The organism is Kribbella endophytica, assembly GCF_054781295.1.
On the sequence record NZ_BAAGUR010000003.1, the window covers coordinates 1,069,818 to 1,082,555 of the forward strand.

Here is a 12,738-nt window from a genome sequence, read left to right on the forward strand (position 1 = left end):
CGACGATGACCGAAGCCGACAACACCGCGGGGACACCGGCAGCAGGGGCGGGAGCGGGTGCCGCACAGGCCCAGCCGGCCGTGTCGCCGCTGCAGCCGCCGACCGCGACCGCACCGGGACTGATACTCACCGCACCGGCGCCGACACAGGCGGTGGCCGCGACGGCCGCGCCGAGCATGGCGCCGGCGGTCGACCCGGCCGCGCTGCCGGGGCTGGACTCGAAGGTCGACACCTTCCTCACCTCGCTGATGACGGCCGCGCCGCGCTCGCCGGAGTTCGCCGCCAAGGCGACCGACGTCCGCAGCATGGGTGACGCCGACATCCGGCACGCCGCCGAGAGCTCGAACCGGCTGCTCCAGTCGCCGGTCAAGGCGCTGACCAGCGGCGGTCTGGCCGAGGGCTCGACGGTCGGCAAGACGCTGCTGGAGCTTCGCCGTACGGTCGAGAACCTCGACCCGAAGGAAGCCACCGGGCCGAAGAAGCTGCTCGGGATGATCCCGTTCGGCGACAAGATCGAGGACTACTTCCGCAAGTACCAGAGCGCGCAGAGCCACCTCGAGGGCATCCTGCACTCGCTGCGCAACGGCCAGGACGAGCTCGGCAAGGACAACGCCGCGCTGAACCTGGAGAAGCAGCAGCTCTGGGACGCGATGGGCCGGCTGAACCAGTACGTGTACGTCGCCGAGCGGCTGGACGCTCGGCTGTCGGCGACGATCGCCGAGCTGGACGTGACCGACCCGGACAAGGCCAAGGCGCTGCGCGAGGACGTGCTGTTCTACGTCCGCCAGAAGCACCAGGACCTGCTCGTCCAGCTGGCCGTGTCGATCCAGAACTACCTGGCCATCGACATCGTGATCAGGAACAACATCGAGCTGATCAAGGGCGTCGACCGGGCCTCCACCACGACCGTCTCGGCACTCCGTACGGCGGTCATCGTGGCGCAGGCGCTGGGCAACCAGAAGCTCGTGCTGGACCAGATCACGGCGCTGAACACGACCACCAGCGGGATGATCGAGCGCACCTCGCAGATGCTGCGGGACAACTCGGTCGCGATCCAGCAGCAGGCCGCCTCGGCGACCATCGGGCTGCCGCAGCTGCAGGCGGCGTTCGCCAACATCTACGCCACGATGGACGCGATCGACACCTTCAAGGTGGAGGCGCTGGACAGCATGGCCGCCACCATCGGCACGCTGGAGAGCGAGGTGACCAAGTCCCGCAGCTACCTGGACCGGGTCGCCCAGCAGGACCAGCGCGTGATCCAGGGCAGCCTCGACCTCGGTCGCTGAGCCATTCGGTACTAGCGGGGGGACGGGACGGACTGCATGGCGCTGGGTGACTTCTTCGCGCGGCTCACGGGCCGCAAGGCGGAGCCCGAGCCTGCCCCGACCCCTCGTGCACCGACCACCGACGACCTGCTCGCCGCGCTGGTCCGGGTCGAGCAACTGGTCGCGGACGGCGCCGTACCGGCCGTGGTCGCGTCGCGGGTCAACCGGGTGGTCCGGATCGTGCGGGAGACCATCCCGCGGCTCGGCAACCTCGGCGGCAGCATGCAGGCGTACTCGGTGATGGCCACGGCGACGGACTACCTGCCGGAGGCCATCGGCGGGTACCTGCGGCTCCCGCGGCAGTGGGCCGACAGCCGTCCGGTGGACCGCGGCAAGACGTCGCTGATGCTGCTGATCGACCAGCTGGACCTGCTGGGGGCGACGATGGACAAGGTGTTCGACGCGGTGAACCGGGCCGACGCGGCCGCGCTGGTCGCGCACGGCAGGTTCCTGCAGGAGAAGTTCGGTACCGGGTCGACCGGTGGCAGTCTCGCCCTGGGTGAGACGCCGTCCAGTCCGGCGCCAGACGTCCCGCCAGGTGCGGGCCCATTGCAACCACCGCCAGGACGAGGAGGGGCATGAGCAGCGCGGGGGGTACTTCGCTGAAGGACGCACTGGCCGGTCTGCTGACCGTTGCCGCACGTGCGGGAGTGGCTGAGACCGCTGCGCGAGCAGAGGCGCTCTCACTCGCCGCCGCGCTGGCCGAGTCGGCTCAGGGTGCTTCGGCGGACTGGGCTGCGGTGACGCCGGGTGCGACCACCCAGGACTTCTTCGACGCTGCAGTACGCGGCAGGAGATGGCGTGGCTCGCCGACTGCTGTGCTGAGTGAGCTGGTCGCGCAGAGCTCGCCGGAGAAGGTCCAGTACGCCGAAGCGCTGGCTGAGGTGGCGTCGGCCGCCTGCTCGCTCGGTGAGCCGACCATGCGGGTCATCGGCAACGCGTCGGTCGCCGCAGCCGCGCAGCTGCAGGCGGCGGGAGCCCGGCCGCTGCAGGTGGCAGGCCACACACCGCCGCCGAGCGCTGGTGCTCAGCAGGCAGTCCCCCAGGCGGCGGCTCAGGTGGAGGAGGCTCCCGTACCCGAGCGGTCGGTGGAGGAGCTGCTGGCTGAGCTGGACGAGCTGACCGGGTTGGAGAAGGTCAAGCGGGAGGTGCACCGGCAGGTCGCCGTACTGCGGGTGGAAAAGCTGCGGACCGATGCCGGCCTGAAGAGCCCGACGATCACCCGGCACCTCGTCTTCGTGGGGAACCCGGGGACCGGCAAGACCACGGTGGCCCGGCTGGTCAGCGGGATCTACAAGGCGCTGGGACTGCTCTCGAAGGGCCAGCTGATCGAGGTCGACCGGTCCGAGCTCGTCGCCGGGTACCTGGGGCAGACGGCAACGAAGACGGCCGAGGTGGTCGCGTCGGCGGCCGGTGGCGTGCTGTTCATCGACGAGGCGTACAGCCTGACCTCCGGCGACCAGGGCACCGACCAGTACGGGCGGGAGGCGGTCGACACCCTGGTGAAGGAGATGGAGGACCGCCGCGACGACCTGGTCGTCATCGTCGCCGGGTACCCCGAACCGATGGAGACGTTCATCGCCGCGAACCCCGGACTGGCCAGCCGGTTCAGGACCACGATCGGCTTCGAGGACTACACCGACGCCGAGCTCACCGACATCCTGACCGGCCTGGCCGAGGCCGCTGACTACGAGCTGACCCCGGAGGCGCTGGAGCACTTCCAGGTGGTCCTGTCGTCGACGGCGCGGAACCGCTCGTTCGGCAACGGCCGGTTCGCCCGCAACACGCTGGAGGCCGCGATCGGCCGGCACGCCTGGCGCCTGCGCGACGTGACGGCACCCACGACCGACCAGCTGCGTCAGATCCTGGCCGAGGACCTCACCGACGAGGACCTCCACCCACCTGCGGCGCCCAGCACTTCTGAGGTTGGAACAGAGCTGGTCAGTGAAGAGCTGCCCGAGCAAGGAGAACAGGCGTGACCCAGACAGTCAGTGCGCCCCCGGCGACCTGGTCGCCGCCGGCCACGCCCGCTGCCCCGAGCGGCGCGCCACAGCAGGCACCAGGGCCCCGCAAGCCACACGGCCTGCTCAACGTCTTCTTCTACGGCACGCCGGGCCGCATGCGCGCCCTGCTCATCCTGTCCGCGGTGATCGCGGTGCTGTTCGGTCTGGCCGCCGCGCAGGGGTTCCGCCAGTCCGACGGCGCCCTGAAGCGGGCCGAGGCCAACACCGCCCAGCTGGTCCGGGTCCAGGCGATCCACACCAACCTGGTCGCGGCCAACGCCGACGCCACCAACGCCTTCCTGGTCGGTGGCCTCGAGCCGCCGGCCCAGCGCCAGCACTTCGTCGACTCGCTCGCGACGGCCTCCAAGCTGATCGCCCAGGCCTCGACCGCGCAGCCCGCCGACCAGACCGTGCTCGGCGCGCTCAACGCGACGCTGCTCACCTACGCCGGCGAGATCGAGCAGGCCCGGACCAACAACCGGCAGGGCCTGCCGATCGGCTCGCAGTATCTGAAGGACGCCAACGCGACCCTGCAGAACGAATCGCTCCCCCTGCTCAACGCGCTGGTCTCGGCCAACGAGGACCGCGTCGACACCGAGTTCGACGGGGTCGGCGGCGGCAACGTCTGGCTGATCGTCGGAGGGATCATCAGCCTCGCCGTCCTGGTGCTGACGATGGTGTGGCTGGCCAAGCGCACCCACCGGTACCTGAACGTCCCGGTCGCCGCAGGCGCCGTGCTGGTGCTGCTGACGATGGTGGTCGGCGGCGCCGGCCTGGCCGGTGCGAGCAGCTCGGCGAAGGACACCTTCGCCGACGAGTACTCCGACGCACTGGTGCTGGCGCGGGCGCGGATCGCGGCGTACGACGCGAAGTCGAACGAGAGCCTGACCCTGATCGCCCGCGGCTCCGGCGCGGACTTCGAGAAGGCCTGGAAGGCGGCGTCCGACCAGGTGGACGAGCAGCTCGCCACGATCGGGTCAGGCGCCGGGAACGCAGCCAGCGCGTGGGAGGAGTACAAGATCGCCCACGTCGCGATCCGCAAGGCCGACGACAGCGGCAAGTGGGACGCCGCCGTGGACCAGGCGATCGGTACCGGGCCGAACACGGCGACCGCGCCGTTCACGAACTTCGACAAGTCCTCGACCTCGAAGCTCGCCGACGCCAGCGACGCGGCGCAGGCGCAGCTCGCCGACGCGCGCGGCTCGCTGCCACCGATCGGCTGGCTCGGCCTGCCGATCGGGATCCTCGCCGCACTGCTCGCCGCCTGGGGCCTGTCCCAGCGTCTGGGGGAATACCGATGAAGAAGCAGCTGATCGCCGCCGGCAGCACCGTCGCGCTGCTCGCTCTGGCCGCGTGCGGTTCGGGCGACTACGCGGCCACCGAGATCCCGCCGGACCCGGCCGCCCCGACCACTACGGCGCCGCCGCCGCCCGGACCGACCTGCACGAACAACCTGCGGGACGAGCTGCGCTCCTACGCGCCGACCGGTGCATTGCCGGCGCCGGGCAGCCAGATGCCGGTCGGCTCGAAGATGGCCGACATCGAGCACCGCGGCAGACTGCGGGCCGGGATCTCGGCCGACAGCCTGAACCTGGGCTCACGCAACCCGATCAGCGGCGCGATCGAGGGCTTCGACATCGACATGATCCGCGAGGTCGCGCGGGCGATCTTCGGCGACCCGAACAAGGTCGAGCTGGTGGTGATCTCCAGCCCGCAACGCATCCCGGTGCTGCAGAACAAGAACTCCGACATCGACATCGTCGCCCGGAACATGACGATCAACTGCGCGCGCTGGCAGCAGATCGCGTTCTCGGCCGAGTACTACCGGTCGGGCCAGAAGACGCTCGTGCAGCGCGACTCGCCCGCCAAGAGCCTGGCCGACCTGCGTGGCAAGACGGTCTGCGCGCCGGCCGGCTCGACCAGCCTGGACAACCTGAACAAGTACAAGGACCGCGGCGTCAAGGCGATCACCGCCGACACCGACACCGGGTGCCTGGTGCTGTTCCAGCAGGGCAAGGCGGACGGGATCACGGGGGACGACACCGTGCTGGCCGGCGAGGCCGCGCAGGACCCGTACGCGCGGATCATTCAGGACGAGCGGATCAGCGACGAGCCGTACGGGCTGGGCATGTCGAAGGACGACAAGGACTTCGTCCAGTTCGTCAACGGCGTGCTCGCCCAGATGAAGGCCGAAGGGCGCTGGAAGGCGTCGTACGACAAGTGGCTCGCTCCGACGCTCGGCCCGGCGCCGACGCCGCCGGTGGCCCTGTACGGCAGGGGCTGATGACCGTTCGTACGCCGACCGCCGTCGCGCCGGCACCACCGGGCAGGATCGGCAGCAGCATCCCGGCAACGGAGCTGCTGGCGTTCCTCGACGCGCTCGGGAGCTGGCGGGACCGGCGGCGGGCCGAGCTGGACGAGCTCGACCAGGCCGCCCTGCACGCCGCCGATGCCGACGCGCTGAGCGCGGACGTCGTGCTCAGCATGGCGGTCTGGAAGGCGGTCTCGGACCGGTACGAGCTGATCCTGCTGACCTGGGACTCCGGGCGGGTCGGCGCGACCGAGACCGAGCGGATCTCGACGCTGATCTGGGGCGGGCTCGACACCACCTCGGGGGCCGGTGGCGCCGGCGGGTCGCTGGCCGTTTCGTTGCCTGAGGCATGCACTTTGTCGGACGCGCTGGCGGCGACGCTACGGGCCAAGCTCGCGCTGGAGCCCGGCGACGCGGATCTGGCGGCGCGGCTGCGGCAGCTGCGGGCACAGGTCGAGCGGATCAACGACCTGGTCACGCGGGAGCCCGCGGCGAGCCGGAACGATGCGATCGCGAAGCACCACGACCTGGATCGGCGCGTGACCGACCTGACCGAGCGGTCCAAGCGGGGCGCTGATGTCGGTGGGCTGATCGGGCCGCTGGAGATCGACGCGGCACTGGCCGAGCGGGACCTCATCGTCGGGTCGGCGACTCGGCGGGAGCGGGCTGCTGACGTGGCGCGGGCGCGGACCTTGCGGACCGAGCTGGAGGCACAGGGGACGGCAGTGCGTGCGTTGGCCGACCAGTGCGTCGCCGCGGTCACGCCGGCGCCGCGGCTCGGCGTACCGAATGTGGCTGCTCTTGGAGCCGTGCCGAACACGCCTGCTGAGCTGGACAAGTACCTGAAGCGGCTGGACGCCGTACGGCGTGCGCTCGGGCAGGCGCAGTCGGCGTACGGCGCTGCGCTGGCGCGGCGGGACGAGCTGGCTGCTCGGCTGGACGCGTACCAGGTGAAGGCGGGCAGTGTCGCTCGCACACCGGGAACTACGGAGGACCTGGCCGAGCTGTACCGGCGAGGACGGGAAGTACTGAAGGCGGAGCCAGTGGATCTGGTCCGGCTGGCCGCGCTGACCGCGGCGTACCAGACCTACTTGGACAACAGTGTCGGAGGGACAACATGACCTGCACCCAGCCGGGATGCACCGGCACCATCGCCGACGGCTACTGCGATGTCTGCGGCTCACCTGCAGCAGTAGCTGTCACCACTAACAGTGGCACGGCTGGGCTGGGCGCACCTGCTGCAGCCGGCGCCTGCCAGCAGCCTGGCTGCGACGGCACGGTTGTCGACGGGTACTGCGATGTCTGCGGCACACCTGGCGGTGCCGGCGGTAGTAGTACGAGCGCTGCGGCCGAGCCGATCAGCTCGCCTTCGACAGTGTCTCGGGCTTCCAACCGGTTGGCGTCCACTCCCCTGGGGTCGGCTCGGGCGCAGGCGGCCGGGTCGAAGCTGACGCGCCGGCTTGGCACCTCGTCCACCCGGTTGCGCGGAGCCCGCTTGGGCGCCGGTCTGACCAGCGTGCCGTCGATCCCGCCGATCGACGCGAGCAAGGCGATCCTGAAGAACCCGATGGTCCCCGAGGACCGCAGGAACTGCCCGAACTGCGGGAACGCGGTCGGTCGAGGGCGTGACGGCCAGCCGGGACGCACCGAGGGCTTCTGCCCGAAGTGCCGCAGCCCGTTCTCGTTCTCGCCGAAGCTGCAGCCGGGCGACCTGGTCGGCGGGCAGTACAAGGTCGCGGGCTGTCTCGCGCACGGCGGTTTCGGCTGGATCTACATGGCCCAGGACCAGAACGTGTCCAACCGGTGGGTCGTGCTCAAGGGCCTGCTGAACTCCGAGGACCCCGACGCGGTCGCCGCGGCGATCGCCGAGCAGCAGTTCCTGGCCCGGGTCGAGCACCCGCTGATCGTCGAGATCTACAACTTCGTCACCCACGACGGCGCCGGCTACATCGTCATGGAGTACGTCGGCGGCACGTCGTTGAAGACCCTGCTCAAGCAGCGCATGCAGGCCAACAACGGCCGGTACGACGCCCTGCCCGTCGACCAGGCGATCGCCTACCTGCTGGAGATCCTGCCCGCGTTCTCCTACCTGCACGACCTCGAACTGGTCTACTGCGACTTCAAGCCGGACAACATCATCCAGGTCGGCGACGCCGTGAAGCTGATCGACCTGGGCGGCGTCCGGCAGATCGACGACATGGACTCCGCGATCTACGGCACGGTCGGCTACCAGGCCCCCGAGGTCCCGGAGGTCGGTACGTCGATCGCCTCGGACATCTACACGCTCGGCCGCACGCTGACGGTGCTGGCGATGGAGTTCCGCGGCTACCAGTCGACGTACCTCTCCTCGCTGCCGCCGGTGTCCGACGTCCCGCTGTTCCAGGAGTTCGACTCCTTCTACCGCCTGCTGCTCAAGGCGTGCGCGAAGGACCCGGCCGACCGCTTCGTCTCCGCCGACGAGCTGCGGGTGCAGCTGCTCGGCGTACTGCGGGAGGTGGTCGCTGCCAAGCAGCCGTACGGCGCTGCGCAGCACTCCACCTCCTCCCTGCTCTTCGGCAGCCCAGGTGACCGGGCGACCGGCCTCGGTGAGGCTGCGCTGCCGTGGCAGCGCCTCCCCTCGATGCTGCCCGACGACAGCGACAAGATGGCCAACTGGCTGAAGACGGTCAGCGTGCAGGACCCGCTGCAGCGGCTGGAGGCGGTGGCCAACGCACCGGAGCAGACTCCGCAGACACTGCTGGAGTTCGCTCAAGCCGCCCTGGACGTCGGCCAGTACGAACTGGTCGACACTGCCGTCGCCGACCTGCTGAAGCTGGACCCGTGGGAGTGGCGCGCGGTCTGGATGGCCGGACTGGTCGCCCTGGCCCGCAAGGACTCGGCCAGCGCGCAGTCGGCGTTCAACGCGGTCTACGGCCAGGTGCCCGGCGAGCTGGCGCCGAAGCTGGCGCTGGCGGAGTCGTGCCGGCTCAGCGGCGAGTACGACGTGGCCGAGGGGCTCTACCTGACCTGCGCCCGCACGGACGCCAACTACATCGCCCCGTCGGCCTTCGGGCTGGCGGCGATCCGGTCGGAGCGTGGCGACCTCGACGGAGCGGTCGCGGCACTCGACCTGGTCCCGCCGACCAGTGGCGCGTACATCCGGGCTCGCCGGATGCGAGCCGGTCTGCTGGCAGGATCGGGGCGTGGACTGGGCGCACTGGCCGAGGCCATGGGCAGTATCGACGACCTGACGATCGACCCGGTGGACCGGGCGAACCTGTCGGCGAGCGTGTTCCGGACGGCGCTGGACGTCGTCCTGGCCAACGGCCCGGACCCGCAGGTGGTGATCTCGCAGCGCGCCGCGACCGAGTCGGACCTGCGCGCCGGCCTGGAGTCGGCCTACCGTGAGCTGGCCGGCCACGCCACCAGCCGGGAGGAACGGATCGCCCTGGTCGACCTGGCCAACGAGGTTCGAGGATGGACGCTGCGATGACGAGTACGACCCGGACGGTTTGCCCGAGCTGCGGCGAACCGGTCTCCGACGCCGACCTGTACTGCGAGAGCTGCGGCGCCGAGCTGCAGCCCGGCGCGGCACCGAGCACTCCGGCGCTGGACACCGACACCGAGCCGACGATCGAGCTGCACACCGGTGCCCCGGCCGAGGCGTTCACGCCCGGGCCGTGCCGCTCCTGCGGCGGCACGGTCAGTGCCGACGGCTACTGCGAGACCTGCGGTACGAAGGCCAGCAAGCCGCGTGACCACTTCAGCGAGCAGCCCGCACCCTGGGTCGCCGCGGTCTGCGACCGAGGCATCCGGCACAGCCGCAACGAGGACGCCGTGGCCATCGCTGCCGACCCGGAGCCGGGCAGCCGGGCTCTGCTGGTCGTCTGCGACGGCGTGAGCTCCTCGCTCGACTCGGACGTGGCCAGCCTGGCCGCGGCCCGCGCCGCACGCGACGTACTGGCCGCAGGTCACGCGCAGGGCATGGGCACGGAGTCGTCACGCGAGGCGGCGGTCATTGCCCGGCTCAACGCGGCCGCTGACGCCGCGAGCGACGCCGTACTGGAGAACACGAGTCCGGACAGCCCGAACCCGGCGTCCTGCACGTTCGTCGCCACCGTGCTCGAGGCGGGCCTGCTGGTGGCCGGCGTGGTCGGCGACAGCCGGGCGTACTGGTTCCCGGACAACGCCGAGGCTGTCGGGCTCACCGTGGACGACTCCTGGGCCGCCGAGCTGATCGCCACCGGCGTACCGCGGCACGAGGCCGAGACCGGTCCGCAGGCACACGCGATCACCCGCTGGCTGGGCAAGGACGCCCCTGACCACACACCGCGAACGACCACGCTCCGGGTGGACGGTCCGGGCTGGCTGCTGGTCTGCTCGGACGGGCTGTGGAACTACTGCTCCGAAGCGGCACCGCTGGCCGACCTGGTCCGTCAGACCGCTGCGGCCCACGGTGGCGAGCCGCTGGCCACCTCGTCCGCACTGGTCGACTGGGCGAACGCCCAGGGCGGCCAGGACAACATCACCGTCGCGCTCGCGCGCCTCCCCTGATTTCGCCGGAACGAAAGGAACCCCACGAGATGGCCGAGTTCTCCGCCACCGTCTACCAGAACGAGTTCCTGCCCGACGGCGGCACCGACGTGCACGCGATCGTCACGGTCGACTGCGCCGGCGCCGGTACCGCGGGCCAGTCCGGCGGCGGTGACGTCGGCGAGATCATCATCGTCGACACGTCGGGCTCGATGGGCGCCGAGGGCGTCCGCGCCGCCGCGTACGCCGCGCAGACCGCGATCGACCAGATCCTCGACGGGGTCTGGTTCGCGGTGATCTCCGGCAACGACCGGGCCCAGCTCGCCTTCCCGCCGTCGGCCGAGCCGGTGATGGTCCGGATGGACGCCTACACCCGGCAGGCCGCCAAGGAGGCCGTGTCCCGGTTCTACGCCGACGGCGGGACCGCGATGGGGACCTGGCTGCGGCTGGCCGCGCGGGTCTTCGCGACCGTGCCGTCGCTGTCGCAGAAGCACGCGATCCTGCTCACCGACGGCGAGAACCAGCACGAGACGCCGGAGGCGCTGACCGCGACGATCCAGGCGGTCACCGGCCAGTTCCAGTGCGACTGCCGCGGCGTCGGGGTGGCCTGGCAGGTCGACGAGGTCCGCCGGATCGCCACCGCCCTGCTCGGAACGGTCGACATCATCCCGGCCCCGGAGCAGCTGGCGGCCGAGTTCCAGAAGCTGATCCAGCAGGCGATGAGCAAGGGCGTCGCCTCCGCCGACCTGCGGGTGTGGGCGCCGCAGGGTGCGCAGGTGCTGTTCGTCCGCCAGGTCGCGCCGACCGTGGACGACCTGACCGCCCGGCGTACCGAGGTCAACGCGCTGACCAGCTCCTACCCGACCGGCTCGTGGGGTGACGAGTCCCGCGACTACCACGTCGCCGTACGGCTTGCGGCCAAGGGCATCGGGCAGGAACAGCTCGCCGCCCGGGTCCAGCTGGCCATCGGCGACCAGGTGCTCGCCCAGGGCCTGGTCAAGGCGCTGTGGTCGGCCGACGAGGCTCTGACCACCCGGATCAGCCCGGAGGTCGCCCACTACACCGGGCAGACCGAGCTGGCCGACGCGATCCAGGAGGGCCTGGCGGCGAAGGCGGCCGGCGACACCGCGACCGCGACCACCAAGCTCGGCCGGGCCGTCCAGCTCGCGGCCCAGACCGGCAACGAGGAGGCCACCTCGCGACTGCGCAAGGTGGTCGACATCGAGGACCAGGACACCGGCACCGTGCGGCTCAAGCGCACGGTCGAGAAGGTGGACGAGATGGCCCTCGACACGGCCTCCACCAAGACGACCCGGGTGAAGAAATGAGCGCAGTGACGTGCCCGAGCGGGCACCCGTCCACCTCGACCGACTACTGCGACGTCTGCGGGCTGCCGATCGGAGCAGCGGCCACACCGGCCGCTGCCGCCGTACCGGCTCCTGCTGTCGCGGCGCCTGCTCCGGCGGCTCCGACGACTCAGGCCTGTCCGAACTGCAGCGAGTCCGCTGCCGTGGACGCGCTGTTCTGCGAGTCCTGCGGCTACGACTTCACCACCGGCACGATGCCCCGGCCGGCTTCGTCGCTGGACCTCGGACCGAGTACGGCGCAGCCGCCGTTGCCGCCTGCTCCGCAGGAGGTTGCGGAGTGGGTCGTCGAGCGCTGGGTCGACCCGGACTGGTACGCCGTCCAGCAGAGCGACGACCCGTGCCCGTCCCCGGGCCTGCCGGTCGTCGTACCGCTGACCGAGAAGAGCGTGCTGGTCGGTCGGCCGTCACGCAGTCGCGGGATCAGCCCGGAGGTCGACTGCGGTGACGACACCGGCGTCAGCCGCCGCCAGGCCCAGCTGACCACCGACGGCCAGCGCTGGTGGGTCGAGGACCTGCAGTCCTCCAACGGCACCTTCGTCGGACCCGCCTCGGGCCCGCTGCCCGAGGACCCGGTCCCGCCGGGTCAGCGCCGCGAGCTCAACGCCGACGACCGCATCTACGTCGGCGCCTGGACCCGGCTGGTCGTCCGCAAGGCCACACCGGAAGAGCAGGCCGGGCAGGCCTAGACCCGGGTCCACGCGAGCGCGGGCCGGAAGCAGAGCCACTCGATCAGGGCGGTGCCGAGGACGATCGGTACCGCCCAGGTCCAGGGGTGGTCAGCGACGCTGACGACCAGGATCGCTGTCCACAAAGCGATCCAGCCGCCGCCGTACCCGCGCAGGACGCCGCGGTACCAGAGGCCGCCGGGCGCCTCCGCCGAGCGCTGGCCGAGGTACACGAACAGGTACGACGCCAGCGAGATCGGCCAGAACATCCACAGCCCGGCCCAGTCGTACGGGACCATCACCAGCGCCGACAGGCAGACCAGGGCGACCAGCCAGTGGTAGACCTCGCCGACCCAGTTGAGCCCTCTGCGCCGCAGCGTCACCACGATCGCGAACGGCCCGGCCACGATCGCCAGTGCCCCCGTCGCCACGTGCAGAATCAGCGCGATGTCGCGCATCGTCCACCCTCAACCCCGCCCCGATCAGACCCGAAGGTCTCTGACATGTCAGGGAGCATAGGGCGCGTCCGCCCGGCCGTCTGCCCCTCGGAACAAC

The 12,738-nt window shown here is 71.0% G+C and carries 11 protein-coding genes; 10 read left to right on the plus strand and 1 reads right to left on the minus strand.

Going from position 1 to position 12,738, the window contains the following annotated elements:
* Window positions 1-5: 5 nt before the first annotated feature.
* The 10 genes from ACYVIO_RS31450 (at window position 6) to ACYVIO_RS31495 (ending at window position 12,204) form a co-directional block, all read left to right on the plus strand.
* The gene (locus ACYVIO_RS31450; protein WP_460654551.1) at window positions 6-1,286 is read left to right on the plus strand and encodes a toxic anion resistance protein; all 1,281 of its coding nucleotides are present in this window, start codon (window positions 6-8) and stop codon (window positions 1,284-1,286) included.
* A gap of 36 nt (window positions 1,287-1,322) precedes the next feature.
* Entirely contained in the window at window positions 1,323-1,907 is a 585-nt protein-coding gene (locus ACYVIO_RS31455) for a hypothetical protein (RefSeq protein ID WP_460654552.1), read from the plus strand.
* Window positions 1,904-3,304 (plus strand): AAA family ATPase, encoded by a 1,401-nt coding sequence (locus ACYVIO_RS31460; RefSeq protein ID WP_460654553.1) that lies wholly within the window; start codon window positions 1,904-1,906, stop codon window positions 3,302-3,304. The genes ACYVIO_RS31455 and ACYVIO_RS31460 overlap by 4 nt, the downstream gene beginning before the upstream one ends.
* Window positions 3,301-4,629 (plus strand): hypothetical protein, encoded by a 1,329-nt coding sequence (locus tag ACYVIO_RS31465; protein ID WP_460654554.1) that lies wholly within the window; start codon window positions 3,301-3,303, stop codon window positions 4,627-4,629. The genes ACYVIO_RS31460 and ACYVIO_RS31465 overlap by 4 nt, the downstream gene beginning before the upstream one ends.
* Window positions 4,626-5,612, plus strand: coding sequence for a glutamate ABC transporter substrate-binding protein (locus tag ACYVIO_RS31470; protein ID WP_460654555.1), 987 nt, complete (start codon window positions 4,626-4,628; stop codon window positions 5,610-5,612). The genes ACYVIO_RS31465 and ACYVIO_RS31470 overlap by 4 nt, the downstream gene beginning before the upstream one ends.
* Complete coding sequence (locus tag ACYVIO_RS31475; RefSeq protein ID WP_460654556.1) at window positions 5,612-6,760, plus strand: hypothetical protein; 1,149 nt, start codon at window positions 5,612-5,614, stop codon at window positions 6,758-6,760. Before ACYVIO_RS31470 ends, ACYVIO_RS31475 begins: the two co-directional genes overlap by 1 nt.
* Before the next feature lie 374 nt (window positions 6,761-7,134).
* A complete protein-coding gene (locus tag ACYVIO_RS31480) occupies window positions 7,135-9,111 on the plus strand; it encodes a serine/threonine-protein kinase (RefSeq protein ID WP_460654557.1) in 1,977 nt (658 codons plus the stop codon).
* Window positions 9,096-10,172: a protein phosphatase 2C domain-containing protein gene (locus ACYVIO_RS31485; protein WP_460654558.1), complete on the plus strand. Its 1,077-nt coding sequence runs from the start codon at window positions 9,096-9,098 to the stop codon at window positions 10,170-10,172. The genes ACYVIO_RS31480 and ACYVIO_RS31485 overlap by 16 nt, the downstream gene beginning before the upstream one ends.
* A gap of 29 nt (window positions 10,173-10,201) precedes the next feature.
* On the plus strand, window positions 10,202-11,479 hold the full coding sequence (locus ACYVIO_RS31490) for a vWA domain-containing protein (protein WP_460654559.1): 1,278 nt from the start codon (window positions 10,202-10,204) through the stop codon (window positions 11,477-11,479).
* The gene (locus tag ACYVIO_RS31495) at window positions 11,476-12,204 is read left to right on the plus strand and encodes an FHA domain-containing protein (protein ID WP_460654560.1); all 729 of its coding nucleotides are present in this window, start codon (window positions 11,476-11,478) and stop codon (window positions 12,202-12,204) included. Before ACYVIO_RS31490 ends, ACYVIO_RS31495 begins: the two co-directional genes overlap by 4 nt.
* On the opposite strand, the gene ACYVIO_RS31500 is transcribed toward ACYVIO_RS31495, so the two are convergent.
* A complete protein-coding gene (locus ACYVIO_RS31500; protein ID WP_460654561.1) occupies window positions 12,201-12,641 on the minus strand; it encodes a hypothetical protein in 441 nt (146 codons plus the stop codon). The genes ACYVIO_RS31495 and ACYVIO_RS31500 overlap by 4 nt on opposite strands.
* Window positions 12,642-12,738: the final 97 nt, after the last annotated feature.